We start from the raw sequence: 15,882 nt of genomic DNA, 5'->3' as shown, positions 1-15,882 counted from the left end.
GCTCCATACAAAAACCATAAAATTGATAGCTGTTTATTGTTAGTATATCAACACTAAACTTTAATAGAGCCAATCAAAAAAAGACGACACATTGATTGTGCCGTCCATGTTGCTTTTACTGCGTTATTTTGCTGTTATTGAATCGTGAATTAATGTTGGTGCATCCACCTTCTGATCGCTTACTGTAATGTTCTCATACAGCTTCGCCTTCACTTCTTCTACATCGGATTGATTAGCGTAAATCGTAAGCAGAGAATCTCCTTCTTCTACGTAGTCGCCGACCTTCTTGTTTAAGTATAAGCCTACTGCTAGATCAATTTCGGATTCCTTCGTTGCTCTACCAGCTCCAAGCATCATTGCAGCTGTACCGATTTCGTCAGCAACTATATCACTAACATAACCAGACTTTTTCGCTGGCAGTTCAAATTGTTTAGAAGCCTGAGGCATAATACTCGGGTCTTCTACCACACGCCCATCTCCACCTTGAGAGGCCAAGAATGTTGCAAATTTCTCCAGCGCTTTCCCATTCTTCATACTTTCTTCTAATTTATGACGCGCTTCGTCTAACGTTTCTGCTTTACCCGCTAACACAACCATTTGACTGCCAAGGGTCAAGCACAGCTCTGTTAAATCCTCTGGACCGTTTCCATTAAGCGTGTCAATGGCTTCTTTCACTTCAAGAGCGTTACCAATCGCACGGCCTAAGGGCTGATTCATATCAGAAATGACAGCCATAGTATTACGACCTACCTGATTCCCAATTCGAACCATTGCCTCGGCTAATTCCTTGGAATCCTCTAAACTCTTCATGAAGGCACCAGCACCCGTTTTCACATCCAAAACAATGGCATCTGCTCCAGCTGCAATCTTTTTACTCATAATGGAGCTAGCAATTAATGGGATGGAGTTAACGGTAGCCGTTACATCGCGAAGACCGTACAGTTTCTTATCTGCTGGAGTTAAATTACCAGTCTGGCCAATTACAGAAACTTTATTTTGATTTACTAAGTCAATGAATTCCTGTTTATCTATTTCCACGTGGAATCCGGGCACTGCTTCGAGTTTGTCGATGGTACCACCAGTATGACCAAGTCCACGGCCGCTCATTTTAGCAACTGGAACGTCTAAGGAGGCTACTAAAGGACCTAGGATTAGTGTAGTAGTATCTCCTACCCCACCGGTAGAGTGCTTATCCACCTTAACTCCTTCAATAGGTGATAGGTCTATCGTTTCTCCGCTATTTACCATGGCGGTCGTAATATTAGCTCGTTCCTCATCACTCATATCCTGAAAGAAGATTGCCATACATAATGCACTAGCTTGATAATCCGGTATATCCCCATTCGTATATCCTTCAATAAAGAAATTAATTTCTTCCTTTGTTAAAGCCTGGCCATCTCTTTTTTTGGCGATTATGTCATACATTCTCATATACTTACCACCCTTAATAATAGTTTTAGCTTACAACGATTTCAGCGTTTGTTTAATGAAGGACAGGAAATCCTGACGTACTCGCTGGGTAGTTTCTATAACCTCATCATGGGTTAGAGGCTGATCAAGAATACCAGCAGCCATATTAGAAATACAGGATACTCCAAATACCTTCATGCCCGATTGATTAGCAACGATAACTTCTGGAACAGTTGACATTCCTACTGCATCTCCACCTAGCGTGCGAAGCATACGAACTTCAGCTGCTGTTTCATAGGAAGGACCTGTATTCCCAACATACACCCCTTCTTTAACATTCAAGCCTAGCTCTTGTGCCGTTGCTTTAGCATGTTGTATGAGGGATGGATTATATGCTTTTGACATATCTGGAAAACGAGCACCCAATTCCTCGTCATTAGGGCCAATGAGAGGATTATCACCCATATTATTAATGTGGTCTGTGATAATCATTAAATCACCAGCATCGAAGGTTTCATTAATACCTCCTGCAGCATTCGTGACAAATAGTGTTTCTACACCTAGCTCTTTCATTACACGGACCGGAAAGGTTACCTGATTCATGTGATACCCTTCGTAATAATGAAAGCGTCCTTGCATAGCAATGACTTGTTTTCCTTCAAGGCTCCCAATAACAAGCTGCCCCTTATGCCCTGCCACTGTGGACTGTGGAAAGTGAGGTATCTCTCCATAAGGAATAGTTGTCGGGTTATCAATTTCATCAGCCAGAACCCCTAAGCCAGATCCTAGAATCAGCCCTGTAGTTGGCTGCTCTTTAATTTTTGATTGGATATATTGTGCTGCTTCTTTTCTTTGTGCTGCGTTCATATAAATGCCCCTCCCTATTGAATATCTTTTAGAAAACTAGTACCGTATTCCGGTCTTTTCGTATTGAAATTCTCTGCAACGGTTGCTCCGATATCAGCAAACGTCTTACGAAGCGGAAGCTCTTTGCCTTCTTGTACACCATTATGGAATATAAGCAATGGTACGTACTCTCTTGTATGGTCTGTACCATGGTGAATTGGATCGTTCCCATGGTCTGCTGTAATGATGAGCAAATCATCATCCTGCATTTTGTCTAGGACTTCAGGTAGTCTTTTATCATATGCCTCCAGTGCTTCTCCATAGCCTTGAGGGTTACGGCGATGACCGTATTTCGCATCAAAATCAACCAAATTCAAGAAGTTTAAGCCTGTAAAGTCTTCATCCATGGAAGCCACGAGCTTATCCATTCCATCCATGTTATCTTTTGTTCGAATTTCTTTCGTCACACCTTCGCCATCGTAAATATCAGAAATCTTTCCAAGTGCGATAACGTCATACTCGTCCTCTTTCAAATAATTCATAACTGTTTTGCCAAACGGCTTTAAGGCATAATCATGTCGGTTGGAAGTCCTTTCAAAATTACCAGGCTCCCCAATAAACGGTCTGGCAATGACACGTCCAATCATATATTTCTCATCCAGAGTAATTTCACGGCACATTTCGCATATTTCATATAATTCCTCAATAGGAACAACGTCCTCATGTGCTGCTATTTGCAATACCGAATCCGCAGAGGTATAAACAATTAAGGCTCCTGTTTCCATATGTTCAGGACCTAACTCATCGATAATAGCTGTGCCAGAAGCAGGTTTATTTCCGATTACTTTTCTTCCAGTACGTTGTTCAATCTCATCGATAAGTTCTTTTGGAAATTCCTCAAAGGTTCGAAATGGTGTATCGATATACAGACCCATAATTTCCCAATGACCTGTCATCGTATCCTTTCCGTTCGACATTTCCTCCATCTTTGTGTAATGAGCCTTTGGACTGACAGCCTTTTCAATACCTTTAATCTCTCTAATATTACTCAAGCCCAGCTGTCCCATATTCGGCATCTGTAAGCCATTCATGTGTTCTGCAATATGGCCTAACGTATCTGCTCCTTTATCGTTAAACTGTTCGGCGTCTGGTGCCTCACCAATTCCTACAGAATCCATAACAACAAGAAAAACTCGCTTAAATGTATTGTCCATAATATGATCCCTCCTATAATGTTACATTCCCTTTCATACGTTCGTTTATGCACAGAGGTTGTAAGATGTCAGACCTCTAAAATCAAAAAGAAATTTAAGCTCTCGGATGATAAGAGCTATAAATATCTTTCAATCTAGCTTTCGTAACATGTGTGTACACCTGCGTAGTGGAAATATCAGCATGTCCCAGCATTTCTTGTACTGCTCGAAGGTCTGCTCCATTCTCAAGTAAATGAGTTGCGAAAGAATGGCGTAATGTATGAGGAGTTATTTCCTTCTGAATACCTACATCTGCCGCAACCGCTTTTAATATTTTCCAGAATCCTTGTCTCGACAAAGAGTTCCCATGATGGTTAACAAATAGTGCATCTGTTTTCTTCTGCCGAAGCAGAGTTGGACGAGCAGTAGATAAGTAGGTCTCCAGCGAATTCTTCGCCATTTTGCCAAGAGGAATGATTCTTTCCTTGGAGCCTTTGCCAAGACATCGTACAAAGCCCATCGTTAAATGAAGGTCACTCACCTTTAATGTCACCAGTTCCGTCACGCGCAGCCCTGTGGCATATAGCATTTCCAACATAGCTTTATTTCTAGCTGAAAGTGCGTCTGTATGGGGAATATTCAATAATGCATCGACTTCATCCATAGATAAGATCTTTGGGAGCTTCCTTTCTTTTTTCGGCGTTTCTATATGTAAGGAAGCATCCTGGTCTGCATGCCTTTCCCGAATCAAAAACTGATGAAATGTTCTAATCGATGATAACGTCCGTGCAACCGTTGCTGCTGAACGATCTAAATCATGTAAATGGTGTAAATATTGCATGATATGCACTCTGGCAATTTGATTCACACCCTGTAGCTGACAGGTTTCTGTCATAAACTGAACGTATTTCTGTAAATCTCTACGATAAGAAGAAAGAGTATTTTCAGAAAGCCCTCTTTCCACCTGTAAGTAATGTAGGAAATCATTAAGTTCATGCTGCATGAACTGCTACTCTCCTAACCGAAAAAATATCGTCAAGCGTTCTAACAAACGCTCGTCCTCCCATTGAAAAACCTTAACCGCTTTTCCATCTGGTTCATCATAACGATGGAGCTGATCGTATTCCTCATTCATAAGACGGAGCCCAAAGTAAAATAACAAGGTACAGCCTGTAAAAATTATGAAGATTTTCAAAACATCCTTTAATAGATGTATAAACTGTAACATAGGCATAACTCCTTTAAAGCACTTTCCAAAATGGTTTATACTTTAAAGATATGCCAGTTTTCCTTGAAAATATACTAGAAAAGTTCAAATGTGAATGATAGGGAAGGCCAGAATCCTTGTAAACATGCTTCACAAATTAAAAGTAACCGATTTCTTTTCATTTGTAAATAGATTAGATTGAATTATAGTAGATACGTAATCATCAACAAACGTCAAAATAAAAAACCTTTCTCCTATGGGAAAAAGGTCACACTTAAGTATATTAAGATTTAATAGTAATAACTTGACACTTCTTACAAACACCGTGAAAGGTTAAACGATGGTCCTTTACCTGAAAGCCCCATTCCCTTTCTACCTTGCTTTCTACATCAGTAAGTAAATCTTCTTCAATTTCTTGAACGGAACCACATTCCACACATACTAAGTGATGATGAAAGTGCTCTGCCCCTTCTTTTCGAAGGTCATAACGCGATACTCCATCACCAAAATTTATTTTATCGACTACTTTTAATTCGGATAGTAATTCTAATGTACGATAAACTGTTGCCAGACCTATTTCCGGAGCTTTTTCTTTTACGAGGAGGTAAACGTCTTCTGCACTTAAATGATCCTCTTCATTTTCAAGTAAAACCCGCAAAACCGCTTCACGTTGCGGAGTAAGTTTATAGCTCTGGGAATGGAGTTGCTTTTTTATCTTTTCAATGCGTTGTTCCATGTCTGGTCCCTCCCTCGTATATCCACTTTATATTATAAGCAGACATGGAACCAGTGTCAAATTAAACTCATTACAATCTATTAATTGTAACAATTATTATATGATTTTAATTATAAATTAGTTTAATAATTCCCTTTAATGTTTGTGGAGCAATATAGGACTCAATGACAGCCCCTACACTGACACAGACAATTAAAATGGCGAACAAGCTGCTATACCGCATGAAAGCAGGCAAAAGCGGCTGATGACTTCTCTTTGCTGTCAATTTCTGAATTAACCCAAACGAAAAGATCATAGCGAGGCTACCTGCCATGATATACACAGGTATGATAATCAAATTCTGTGGAGCTATGGAGGCTGCTGCTGCCAATAATCCGTACCAGCCCATTTGATTTACGAGAAATCCTACCGAAAACCCTACCACTACACCCTTCATAAAAATAAGAATCCATATAATAGGCATCCCAATTATAGATAACCCAAGAATGAAGATAAGCAGTAAATATTTTAAGTGGTAGAAAAAGCTACTCTTCAGCAATCCTTCTGCGCTAATGATAGATTCGTTTATCATTTGGTTAAAAAACTGATCTAAATAAAAAAACAAATCTTCTTTTTGGATAAAGTTCATACTGTTCACAATTACAGCTCCAAAAATAATGCCAATAAGAAAAAGCAAGCTGACAAACACATATATACTGGCATTGTCCCGAACATGCTGAGAAGCTGCATAGCCTTTTGCATACATAAGAATCCTCCATTCTACCGAATCTTTTTCTAGTAGTAATATAACTCTATGAAGGATTCTCCTAAAATAGACCACAGAGGAGACGAAAACACTCTATCCTTTCACTCGACCATATCGTCCTCCGCCCCCTGCTTCAATGGTCATTTTGCCTTCTCTATTGGCAATAATGGTTTTTGCCAATGTCTTAGGGATTATGTTTGCCAATGTATGCTCTGGCACATGATGGATAACATTCATTTCAGTACCAAAATGATAGAGTAGTTTTTCTAGCGTTTTGGGTCCTAATTTCGGGAGGAATTGTAATGGGACTTGAGGTACATAAGGGGGCCGTTCAGGGCTTTCTACTGTTGAATCATCTGTGCTTAATTCATCGACCCGCTCTTTTACCCCTTTAATATAATGGGAAGAATCACAGCGATGGCAACGGTCTCCCTTTCCCCAAACGGTTCCACATGCTTTACAAGTTGTTTCGTAGTATTTTCCAAGCCTTGGGTTCATACCGTAATTTGCAACGATACTTCTACCAGCTTCTCTATGAAAAGCCAGACGCACCTCTTCAAAACTAGCCCCATTCAGATAGGCTTGCTGATATTCTCTGGCAATTTTCGGAAGGGAGTGAGCGTCTGAATTAGTCAAATAGGTGTACTGATGAAGCTCTGTAAGCTGATCAGCCATCCTAGAATCAGCACTTAGGCCAAGCTCTACTGCATCAATCCAATCAGGATGAAATACTTCCGATAAGGAGGAGTGAACACCTTTCCCATATAGACTTTTAAATGGTGTAAACATATGGGCAGGAACAAACAGGCCGCCCAATTCCCTAACCTGTTTCTGCAACGTCATACCGCTCCCGTAAAAACGTTGAGTACTTAGCGTGATATTTGTGACATAATGACTCATCCAACGGGTAAACTGCTGGATGCTAGTGATCGTCGGAAAGTAACACAGCACATGTATAGGTCCTTTGCATCGGTCATCATACACTTCTATTTCCACACCCGGTAGTAGGGTAGTGCCTTTATAACGAATCCCGCCTTGTTCCAGCTCTTCTGCAGTTCCTGACTGTATCCATTGAAGTATTTGAGATTGAACGTCAGGTACGTGACAATCAATTACACCTACTACATCAATGCCCTTCCGTTCAGAAGCTTCCTCTACTACTCCTTCTAATGTCAAGGAATCAGAGGCTGTAATCTTGACTGGCGCACCATACATCGTTCTACCAATGTGGATATGGAGATCAAGAAAAAACGTATCCATTTATTTCAACAGTCCATTTGCTCGGGCAAAGAGAACAGCATATGCTGTCTTTGCATCCCAAATCCGTTCTTCCTGCTGCATACGTTCAGCTTCATCTAATGTAACCTCCAACAGCTCTACAAATTCATCGTCGTCGCCGGCTAGTTTCTCCTCCACAACAGACAATTGATGAGCGATATAAAGATGAATGACCTCATCCGCAAATCCTGGTGATGTAGCAAAGGATGTTACCCGCTCTAACCTTTTCGCTGTGTAGCCCGTCTCTTCTTCTAGCTCCCTAACTGCAGTTGTATGAGGCTGTTCCCCTGGCTCCAGCTTCCCTGCTGGAATTTCAACAAGACTCCTTTCTAGTGGTTTACGGTATTGCTCCACCATGACCATCTTGCCTTCATCCGTTATGGCAATGACAGCTACAGCCCCAGGGTGCTTCACCAACTCACGCTTTGATGTCTTACCGTCTGGCAAGCTGACCTCATCCACTTGTAAGGAAATCATCTTCCCATTAAATATGTGATTGGTATGTATCGTTTTCTCTTCAAATTTTTTCATAATCTTTATGCACTCCTTTTCCACTCTACTGTTCCACATTGTATCACATATGAAGCATGTACTGATGGTGTATGATTTGAGAAACAGGGTATAGACTTATACAATGAAAATAGTACATATGGAAAGGATGGTACGAAATGAATAAAAGACAAGTTGGCGATTCCAGTCTATATATATCAGAAATGAGTCTTGGATGTATGTCCCTTGGGACTAATGAAGCAAAAGCGAAAGAAATCATTGATGGGGCACTAGACGCTGGTATTAATTATTTAGATACAGCAGATTTATATGACTTTGGAGAAAATGAGGAGATTGTTGGGAAAGCATTGAAAGGCCGTCGGGATGAGGTCATTCTCGGAACGAAGGTAGGCAACCACTTTAACAAGGAACAGAAGGATTGGTATTGGGACCCTTCCAAGGCCTACATTAAAGAAGAGGTGAAAGAAAGCCTTAGGCGCCTACAGACCGATTACATAGACTTATACCAGCTTCATGGCGGGACGATGGATGACCCTATCGACGAAACGATTGAAGCATTTGATGAACTGGTACAAGAAGGATATATTCGATATTATGGCATATCCTCCATTCGACCAAATGTAATCAAACAGTATGTAGAAAGATCCAGCATTGTCAGTGTTATGATGCAATATAGCCTCTTGGACAGACGCCCGGAGGAAGAAATACTCGACCTCCTTCATACGAATAATATTAGTGTATTAGCGAGAGGGCCAGTTGCTAAAGGGATGCTTAGTAATAACGGCATACAAAAAGTAGAGCAAAAAGCTCAGCAAGGACATTTATCCTATTCTCATGACGAATTAAAGAATATGATTGGTAACTTGCAAAAGCATATAGGTGAGGAACGCTCCTTGCAGGCTCTTGCTTTACAATACGTCCTAAGCCATCCTGCCGTTGCATCAGCTGTATTCGGTGCAAGCACGACGGAACAACTAAAAGAAAATATCTCCATGCTCGATGCACCTGAGCTCGACCCTTCCCTTCGTGCTCAGCTACAGCAGGAAACGAGACCGATTGTGTATCAAAACCACCGATAATGTTAAACGATATACATTAATTAGTACACAAAAAATCACAGCCTCTCCTAATAGGCTGTGATTTTTTGTGTGCACTAATGGTTTATCTGTGTATCTTGCTCTTTGTCAACCCATTGCTCAGACCATTCTTTCATGTCTCTCATTAACGGCTCTAAGCAACGCCCTTTCTCCGTCAGCGAATACTCTATTCGAACTGGAGTTTCAGGGAACACTTCTCGTTTTATAATCCCTTCTGCCTCTAAGTCTTTCAATCGTTCGGATAACAAACGCCCGCTTATTCCGATTGCTTCCTTAATAGTAGAGTTACGTTGTGGACCTGCAAGTAATTGGTAAATAATAAGGGCACTCCATCGCTGGCTAATGATGGAGACGGCTTTTTCAAATTTAGGACATATACTCGAAGAATCCATATATTATCTCCCCTTTTACAAAAAGTTTAACATATCTAAACAAAAAAGTAATAAGATATGTTTTTGTAAACAGATTACTTGTAGTTTTTCGCTTACCTATATACAATAGGTTACGATTAGTAACTAGATGCGAATAAGTATCTATATTACTGATAAAGAAAATGAGGTGATCTAATGATTCGTAATAAAAGCGTATTAGTCTTTCTCTTCCTTCGTATGTTACTCGGGATTACAGTCTTCATACATGGATTGACTAAATTCAAGATAGGTATGGGCAATACTTCCATTGCAATAGATAACATCGGTATGCCTATCTACGCACTGTACACACTAGGATCGTTAGAGATCGCAGGCGGCGTTGCGCTAATTGCAGGTATTGGTGTAAGGTATGTAGCGATAGCATTAACGATACTGATGTTTGTATCAACCTTTCACTTGAAGTTAGATGTAGGCCTAACGGACAGCAGTCGGATGGGAAGCTATGACTTAAATCTAGCATTGCTATTTCTATCTACTTATATTGGGCTAGATGGGAAGTTTCAGCATATTAACTTCCAGCTTAAAGAATACTTTCAATTTCCACAGGTTTGTGAAGGAGAGTAACGAATAAAATATGGATGACAAGGAAGACGAAAATCTAATATGGAACAAAGCGTAACCAGTATCGTATAAAGGTAAATACATCCTAAAACGATACTGGTTATTTATATATGATACCCTAGTATCAGAGAAGAAATGGTAAATTTGTGTTGCAATATTGGAGAGAATTAGGTAAACTAAAATCGGAAATTGCGAAAACGTTTGCACAAAGCATTTCCATTTTATTTCTTTCTTTATGATAACGATTCCATATAAAACAAGGAGCGTGAACACATGTCTAAAATTACAAATTTACCGATCTTCTCCTTTGACTTTTGGCAGAAGTTCGGCAAAGCGTTGATGGTAGTAGTAGCTGTTATGCCTGCTGCCGGTATTATGATCTCCCTTGGCAAAGCATTGGATATGCTTGTCCAGGACATAGCTTTTATGCAAACGACTGCGCGTATTATGGAGGACATAGGCTGGTCCATTATAGGAAACTTACATATCTTATTCGCCGTTGCCATTGGAGGGTCGTGGGCTAAAGAAAGAGCTGGTGGAGCTTTTGCAAGTCTACTCGCATTCGTTTTCATAAATCGTATAACTGGCGCCATTTTCGGAGTGAACTCATCTATGCTAGATGATGGAACAGCTAGTGTTTCTTCCCTATTCGGCACGAACATGCTAGTTAACGATTATTTTATTAGCGTACTTGGAGCACCTGCTTTAAATATGGGTGTTTTTGTCGGGATTATTTCTGGTTTTCTAGGAGCTAACTTATTCAACCGTTACTATGCTTTCGATAAGCTGCCAGACGCGTTGGCCTTCTTTAATGGAAAACGGTTTGTACCATTTGTTGTAATGGCGGGCTCTGTTGTTGTTTCCGTTTTGCTTGCCATAATCTGGCCTGCAGTTCAAACCGTATTGAACCAGTTTGGTGAATGGATCGCAACCTCAAGAGACAGTGCGCCTATATTTGCACCGTTTATTTACGGTGCAATGGAGAGGTTAATGCTGCCCTTTGGTCTCCATCATATGCTTACTGTCCCTATTAACTATACGGAGCTTGGCGGGACTTATCTCATCCAAACAGGGGCTAACGCCGGTGATGTCGTCGCAGGACAAGACCCTTTATGGCTGGCATGGGCAACAGATTTATATAATCTCATGGCGCAAGGTAATATGGGGGCTTATCAGGAATTGGAGGAAGGGGTTACACCTGCACGCTTTAAGGCTGGACAAGTGGTCACTTCTACCGCTTCCCTAATCGGTATAGCCTACGCTATGTATAAGAACGTAGATCAGGATAAAAAGAATAAATATAAGTCTGTATTCCTATCTGCTGGCTTAGCCGTCTTCCTTACTGGTGTTACAGAACCAATTGAATTCATGTTTATGTTCGCTGCTCCCCTTCTATACGTTGTGTATGCCATTAACACCGGTATTGCATTTGCTATTGTAGATTTAATTGATTTACGGATTCATGCATTTGGCATGGTCGAATTACTGACGAGAACACCGTTAATGATTAATGCAGGCATCGGTAGAGACCTCCTTCATTTTATTATCGTCTGTATTGTGTTCTTCTCATTAAACTTTGCCATAGCTAATGTTATGATTAGAAAGATGAAATTACCAACTCCTGGTCGTAAAGGAAACTACATTGAAGACGGAGATAGCGGAAGCAATCATTCCTCCGCCCATACAGAGGAGGGTGAGGTGGATAACTCTCTGTCCGGTCATGTTATTACATTGCTAGGTGGTAAAGATAATATTTATGAAGTAGATGCTTGTATGACCAGATTACGAGTAACAGTTAATGATTTAGATAAAGTAGCATCAGAGGATGAATGGAAGCAGAACGGTGCGATGGGATTAGTTGTAAAGGACAGAGGTGTTCAAGCCATTTATGGTCCTAAAGCAGACGTATTAAAGTCAGAGATTCAAACGAAATTAGGAGCCTAATCTATGAAGCTATTAACACTCAACGTGCATGCTTGGCAGGAAGAAAATCAATTAGATAAAATATATACACTAGCTAAAGCTATTAACGAAAAAGAATATGATGTTATTGCTTTGCAGGAAGTAAGTCAGCATCGGGAATCTCCTATCCATCAAGGCTCAGTGCGTTCAGACAACTATGCGTTATTGTTACAACAAGCACTTGCTTCCTTAGGAAACAATAACTATGAGTTAGAATGGGTAATGTCTCATTATGGGTATGAGGTGTACGAGGAAGGGCTTGCATTATTAACTAAGCTACCGGTTGATGAGTACCATCAATTCTATATTACATCCTCTACCTCCATTGATTTTTGGAAATCTCGAAATATAGTTGGGGCTACTATGCACATAGAAGATAAAGATATAGCTGTGTATTCTTGTCATCTCGGATGGTGGGATGATCTGGATGAATCATATGAAAAGCAAGTAGATACACTCTTACAGCACGTAAGTCCAGCCACCTACACCTTTTTAATGGGAGATTTCAACGCTGCATCCTCTACTAACTATCAGGGATATGATTATATCCTTTCTAAAGGAGTAAAGGATACCCACTCTATCGCAGCAACCCAAACAGGTCAGAGTACAGTAGAAGGAAAGATTGCAGGATGGGATAGTAACCAGGGAGGGGTAAAGATTGATTACATCTTTTCTTTAACCAATGTTAATGTTACTTCTTCAAGCATTATCTTTAACGGGACCCACTACCCTATTCTATCAGACCACTACGGTGTGGAAGTGGAGGTTACGCTTAACTAAATGATAAATAGAAATGAGGGAATCTTTATGAAAAGAGCATGGTGGAAAGAAGCAGTAGGTTATCAAATATACCCTAAAAGCTTTCAGGATGTTAACGGTGACGGAATTGGAGACATTCAAGGAATCATTGAGCGCTTAGATTACTTAGAAGACCTAGGAATAGATTTTATTTGGGTATGTCCTATGTATAAATCGCCTAAAGACGATAATGGATACGATATATCCGATTACAAGGACATCTTGGCAGAATTCGGTACAATGGATGATTTTGATGCCCTTCTACAGGAAGTACACCGACGCGGCATGAAGCTTATTATTGATTTAGTATTAAACCATACGAGTGATGAACATCCATGGTTTATTGAATCTAGATCTTCCAAGGATAACCCTAAGCGTGACTGGTATATCTGGCGTGATTCGAAGGATAATAAGGAACCAAATAACTGGGAAAGTATATTTGGAGGCTCCGCATGGGAATTTGACAAGGAGACAGAACAATATTACCTACACATCTTTTCAAAAAAACAGCCGGATTTGAATTGGGAAAACCCCGAGGTAAGAGAGGCATTATACGAAACGGTAAATTGGTGGCTTGAGAAAGGGATTGATGGCTTTCGAATTGATGCAATCAGTCATATTAAGAAGCGTCCGCACTTACCTGACCTGCCAAACACGGAAAATAAAAAGTATGTCTCTTCCTTTGATATGCATATGAACCAGGAAGGCATCCATTCCTTCCTTCAGGAATTTAAAGAGCAGACCTATAGTAATTATGACGTTATTACAGTTGGAGAAGCAAACGGTGTCTCGGCTGACGAAGCTGACTTATGGGTCGGAGAAAACGGAAAAATGGACATGATTTTTCAATTCGAGCATTTGGATTTATGGGACCATGAAGCGGAGCAGCAATTAGATATACCTGGGCTAAAAAAGGCGTTAACCCGGTGGCAGAAAGGGTTAGAAGAGGATGGCTGGAATGCTCTCTTTATTGAAAATCATGATAAAGCAAGAAGTGTATCGACATGGGGAAACGACAAAGAATATTGGAGCAAGAGTGCCAAAGCATTAGGAACGATGTACTTCTTTATGCAAGGTACCCCATTTATTTATCAGGGACAGGAAATTGGGATGACGAATTACCATTTCCCTTCTATTGAGCATTACGATGATGTTGCAGCTAAAAATGCCTACCATAACATGATAGAAGAAGGGTTTTCCCAAGCGGAAGCGATGAAGGTGCTTTGGAATACATCCAGAGATAACAGCCGTACACCGATGCAATGGAATGACGAAGCATATGCCGGCTTTACGACAGGTACTCCATGGCTAAGCATTAACCCAAACCACAAAACGATTAATGTAGAAGCTCAGGAAAAGGATGAGAATTCTATCCTTTCCTATTACAAGCGCATGATTCAGACAAGAAAAACGAATGACCTGCTTGTATATGGATCCTATGACTTACTAATGATAGAAGATGATCAAGTGTATGCCTATACTAGGACGTTAGGAGAAGAACAGGCTTACATCATCACTAACCTTACCGATAGAGACGCTACATTCTTATCACCAGTTCCACTAGACTCAGCACACCTTGTCCTATCGAACGACAATATTGATTTACATGAAGGACAGAAGGAACTACGCCTAGCTCCATTCGAAGCTCGAGTTTATATCTTGTAAGTACTATGGTCTTCAGGAACAAGCTCTTCAATCGTGACCATAACAATTAAAGTAAAAAGAAATAAATAAGGCTGTCGAAACTTTCTCGACAGCCTGATGTTTTTATTTACTCGTATTTATTCCATTGAAGGATATCATCTAGCGGTAAGCGAGTCTTCTCAAATCCTGCTTTAGCACCTTTTCCTACTGCAATCAGCATAACTGGCTCCAGATTTTCCGGGATGTTGAACGCTTCTTTTAACTTAGCCTCATCATAACCACCCATTGGAACTGTATCTAATCCTTTTGCTTTTGCTGCAAGCATTAGCTGTTGAGATACAATCCCTCCGTCGATGGCTGCGATGCGAGAAAGACGCTCCTCTTTGAAGTTACCGTAGTTCTGCATGATACTGGCAACATAAGTATCCTTTACTTCCTCTGGCATATTCCCTTTTTTAGCAATATCGGAGTAAATGCGCTCAGCATTTTTGTATGCATATCTATCACCTAATACTGCAATAACAGCAGAGGAATCCATTACTTGTTGCTGATTGTACGCAATTGGCAGCAAAGCTTCTTTCTCTGCTTGATCCTGAATCACTAAAAATCTCCAGGGCTGAAGATTAGAAGAAGATGGTGCGAGAATAGCTGTTTCTAGCAGCTCACGAATCTCACTCGCCTCCATTTTGTAGGAAGAATCGTATTGACGAACAGAACGACGCTCCTTTGCTACCGTGAAAAAGTCTGTATCTTGTAATGCCTTCGGCTGCTCATCTGGGAAGTCTAAGTCTTGTACTTTATTTAAATAATCTTCTTTGCTCATTGTTTTTTCGGACATTCTTTTCTCTCCTCCATTTAATTTAACTGTAATGAATACAAGAACAGTATATTCCTCTTACTGTTCTTTTGTCAAGAACAGTTACTTATAAAAAGAAAAACGAAACTAGTTAAGTTCCGTTTTTTTATTTTTTCATTAAATCTGCAAGTGTCTTTTGTTGTAATCCTTCCAATATCCAGCCTTCCATTTCTGTACGCAGCTCACATAGCGCATGGATGGTATCAGGTAAAAAGCACTCCTTACTCTCTACATCTAGAAATCCTTTAGGAAAGGTTTCAGCACTCATAGATTCATATACTTCAGCAAGCGTAATCTCACTTGGATGTTTCACGAGAGAATAACCGCCGTTCTTGCCTTCTTTGGCCTGAATGAGTCCCGCTTTCACTAAATGAGTTAATATCTTTCTTAAGAAAACCGATTTAGAATCTAATTTTTCAGCCAGCTTGCCACTCGGACATAAACCCTCATAGTTAGCAAGTACAATTAGGGATTGCAATGCAACACCAAACCACCTGGCATTCGACACTTTCTCTGTCATTAGGACCACCTCTTTTACTCATTCCTATTGTGAAATAATAGGATACGAAAGTCAAAGTTCACATTCCTATCTTATGGTTACATACGTG

General features: G+C 40.3%; 17 protein-coding genes. 5 read left to right on the top strand and 12 right to left on the bottom strand.

The genetic code is table 11. From position 1 onward, the window contains the following. Window positions 1-123: 123 nt before the first annotated feature. The 9 genes from ACFFGV_RS05605 to ACFFGV_RS05565 all read right to left on the bottom strand — a co-directional run bounded on the left by ACFFGV_RS05605 (window position 124) and on the right by ACFFGV_RS05565 (window position 7,946). Window positions 124-1,431, bottom strand: a complete 1,308-nt coding sequence (locus tag ACFFGV_RS05605) for a pyrimidine-nucleoside phosphorylase (RefSeq protein ID WP_377345611.1) — start codon at window positions 1,429-1,431, stop codon at window positions 124-126. 30 nt (window positions 1,432-1,461) lie between these two features. Then, entirely contained in the window at window positions 1,462-2,277 is an 816-nt protein-coding gene (locus tag ACFFGV_RS05600) for a purine-nucleoside phosphorylase (RefSeq protein WP_377345610.1), read from the bottom strand. Window positions 2,278-2,291: 14 nt separating this feature from the next. After that, window positions 2,292-3,470, bottom strand: coding sequence for a phosphopentomutase (gene deoB / locus ACFFGV_RS05595; protein ID WP_377345609.1), 1,179 nt, complete (start codon window positions 3,468-3,470; stop codon window positions 2,292-2,294). Window positions 3,471-3,564: 94 nt separating this feature from the next. Then, entirely contained in the window at window positions 3,565-4,452 is an 888-nt protein-coding gene (gene xerD, locus ACFFGV_RS05590; protein ID WP_377345608.1) for a site-specific tyrosine recombinase XerD, read from the bottom strand. 6 nt (window positions 4,453-4,458) lie between these two features. Next, entirely contained in the window at window positions 4,459-4,677 is a 219-nt protein-coding gene (locus ACFFGV_RS05585) for a YqzK family protein (protein ID WP_377345607.1), read from the bottom strand. A 262-nt stretch (window positions 4,678-4,939) separates the two neighbouring features. After that, on the bottom strand, window positions 4,940-5,392 hold the full coding sequence (gene fur / locus ACFFGV_RS05580; RefSeq protein WP_377345606.1) for a ferric iron uptake transcriptional regulator: 453 nt from the start codon (window positions 5,390-5,392) through the stop codon (window positions 4,940-4,942). Window positions 5,393-5,498: 106 nt separating this feature from the next. Further along, on the bottom strand, window positions 5,499-6,137 hold the full coding sequence (spoIIM, locus tag ACFFGV_RS05575; protein ID WP_377345605.1) for a stage II sporulation protein M: 639 nt from the start codon (window positions 6,135-6,137) through the stop codon (window positions 5,499-5,501). A 93-nt stretch (window positions 6,138-6,230) separates the two neighbouring features. Continuing rightward, window positions 6,231-7,397, bottom strand: coding sequence for an endonuclease Q family protein (locus ACFFGV_RS05570; RefSeq protein WP_377345604.1), 1,167 nt, complete (start codon window positions 7,395-7,397; stop codon window positions 6,231-6,233). Beyond that, window positions 7,398-7,946, bottom strand: coding sequence for an NUDIX domain-containing protein (locus ACFFGV_RS05565; RefSeq protein ID WP_377345603.1), 549 nt, complete (start codon window positions 7,944-7,946; stop codon window positions 7,398-7,400). It lies immediately after the preceding gene. Window positions 7,947-8,083: 137 nt separating this feature from the next. Here ACFFGV_RS05565 and ACFFGV_RS05560 point away from each other — a divergent pair, with 137 nt between their 5' ends. Beyond that, window positions 8,084-9,004: an aldo/keto reductase gene (locus ACFFGV_RS05560; RefSeq protein WP_377345602.1), complete on the top strand. Its 921-nt coding sequence runs from the start codon at window positions 8,084-8,086 to the stop codon at window positions 9,002-9,004. Window positions 9,005-9,078: 74 nt separating this feature from the next. Here ACFFGV_RS05560 and ACFFGV_RS05555 read toward each other — a convergent pair whose 3' ends face one another. Continuing rightward, window positions 9,079-9,414: a winged helix-turn-helix transcriptional regulator gene (locus ACFFGV_RS05555; protein ID WP_377345601.1), complete on the bottom strand. Its 336-nt coding sequence runs from the start codon at window positions 9,412-9,414 to the stop codon at window positions 9,079-9,081. 174 nt (window positions 9,415-9,588) lie between these two features. On the opposite strand from ACFFGV_RS05555, the gene ACFFGV_RS05550 reads away from it, so the two are divergent. From ACFFGV_RS05550 to ACFFGV_RS05535, 4 genes are all read left to right on the top strand, one after another. Then, entirely contained in the window at window positions 9,589-10,017 is a 429-nt protein-coding gene (locus tag ACFFGV_RS05550; RefSeq protein ID WP_377345600.1) for a DoxX family protein, read from the top strand. Window positions 10,018-10,287: 270 nt separating this feature from the next. Further along, window positions 10,288-11,958, top strand: coding sequence for a PTS transporter subunit IIBC (locus ACFFGV_RS05545; protein WP_377345599.1), 1,671 nt, complete (start codon window positions 10,288-10,290; stop codon window positions 11,956-11,958). Between the two features lie 3 nt (window positions 11,959-11,961). Continuing rightward, window positions 11,962-12,756 carry an endonuclease/exonuclease/phosphatase family protein gene (locus ACFFGV_RS05540; protein WP_377345598.1) on the top strand — a complete coding sequence of 265 codons (795 nt, stop codon included), beginning with the start codon at window positions 11,962-11,964 and terminating at the stop codon, window positions 12,754-12,756. Between the two features lie 27 nt (window positions 12,757-12,783). Further along, the gene (locus tag ACFFGV_RS05535) at window positions 12,784-14,439 is read left to right on the top strand and encodes a glycoside hydrolase family 13 protein (protein ID WP_377345597.1); all 1,656 of its coding nucleotides are present in this window, start codon (window positions 12,784-12,786) and stop codon (window positions 14,437-14,439) included. Window positions 14,440-14,545: 106 nt separating this feature from the next. Here ACFFGV_RS05535 and ACFFGV_RS05530 read toward each other — a convergent pair whose 3' ends face one another. Further along, window positions 14,546-15,256, bottom strand: coding sequence for a nitroreductase family protein (locus tag ACFFGV_RS05530; RefSeq protein ID WP_377345596.1), 711 nt, complete (start codon window positions 15,254-15,256; stop codon window positions 14,546-14,548). A 124-nt stretch (window positions 15,257-15,380) separates the two neighbouring features. After that, window positions 15,381-15,794 (bottom strand): RrF2 family transcriptional regulator, encoded by a 414-nt coding sequence (locus ACFFGV_RS05525; protein ID WP_377345595.1) that lies wholly within the window; start codon window positions 15,792-15,794, stop codon window positions 15,381-15,383. Between the last annotated feature and the right edge of the window lie 88 nt (window positions 15,795-15,882).

Source organism: Pontibacillus salicampi, assembly GCF_042434395.1.
Taxonomy (GTDB): Bacteria; Bacillota; Bacilli; order Bacillales; family BH030062; genus Pontibacillus; species Pontibacillus salicampi.
This window is presented reverse-complemented; position numbering and strand designations above follow the sequence as displayed.

What these genes read in the sequence shown, in the direction of transcription:
- ACFFGV_RS05605 (WP_377345611.1), bottom strand. Translation starts at nt 1,431, where the DNA reads ATGAGAATGTATGACATAATCGCCAAAAAAAGAGATGGCCAGGCTTTA.
- ACFFGV_RS05600 (WP_377345610.1), bottom strand. Translation starts at nt 2,277, where the DNA reads ATGAACGCAGCACAAAGAAAAGAAGCAGCACAATATATCCAATCAAAA.
- deoB (WP_377345609.1), bottom strand. Translation starts at nt 3,470, where the DNA reads ATGGACAATACATTTAAGCGAGTTTTTCTTGTTGTTATGGATTCTGTA.
- xerD (WP_377345608.1), bottom strand. Translation starts at nt 4,452, where the DNA reads ATGCAGCATGAACTTAATGATTTCCTACATTACTTACAGGTGGAAAGA.
- ACFFGV_RS05585 (WP_377345607.1), bottom strand. Translation starts at nt 4,677, where the DNA reads ATGTTACAGTTTATACATCTATTAAAGGATGTTTTGAAAATCTTCATA.
- fur (WP_377345606.1), bottom strand. Translation starts at nt 5,392, where the DNA reads ATGGAACAACGCATTGAAAAGATAAAAAAGCAACTCCATTCCCAGAGC.
- spoIIM (WP_377345605.1), bottom strand. Translation starts at nt 6,137, where the DNA reads ATGTATGCAAAAGGCTATGCAGCTTCTCAGCATGTTCGGGACAATGCC.
- ACFFGV_RS05570 (WP_377345604.1), bottom strand. Translation starts at nt 7,397, where the DNA reads ATGGATACGTTTTTTCTTGATCTCCATATCCACATTGGTAGAACGATG.
- ACFFGV_RS05565 (WP_377345603.1), bottom strand. Translation starts at nt 7,946, where the DNA reads ATGAAAAAATTTGAAGAGAAAACGATACATACCAATCACATATTTAAT.
- ACFFGV_RS05560 (WP_377345602.1), top strand. Translation starts at nt 8,084, where the DNA reads ATGAATAAAAGACAAGTTGGCGATTCCAGTCTATATATATCAGAAATG.
- ACFFGV_RS05555 (WP_377345601.1), bottom strand. Translation starts at nt 9,414, where the DNA reads ATGGATTCTTCGAGTATATGTCCTAAATTTGAAAAAGCCGTCTCCATC.
- ACFFGV_RS05550 (WP_377345600.1), top strand. Translation starts at nt 9,589, where the DNA reads ATGATTCGTAATAAAAGCGTATTAGTCTTTCTCTTCCTTCGTATGTTA.
- ACFFGV_RS05545 (WP_377345599.1), top strand. Translation starts at nt 10,288, where the DNA reads ATGTCTAAAATTACAAATTTACCGATCTTCTCCTTTGACTTTTGGCAG.
- ACFFGV_RS05540 (WP_377345598.1), top strand. Translation starts at nt 11,962, where the DNA reads ATGAAGCTATTAACACTCAACGTGCATGCTTGGCAGGAAGAAAATCAA.
- ACFFGV_RS05535 (WP_377345597.1), top strand. Translation starts at nt 12,784, where the DNA reads ATGAAAAGAGCATGGTGGAAAGAAGCAGTAGGTTATCAAATATACCCT.
- ACFFGV_RS05530 (WP_377345596.1), bottom strand. Translation starts at nt 15,256, where the DNA reads ATGTCCGAAAAAACAATGAGCAAAGAAGATTATTTAAATAAAGTACAA.
- ACFFGV_RS05525 (WP_377345595.1), bottom strand. Translation starts at nt 15,794, where the DNA reads ATGACAGAGAAAGTGTCGAATGCCAGGTGGTTTGGTGTTGCATTGCAA.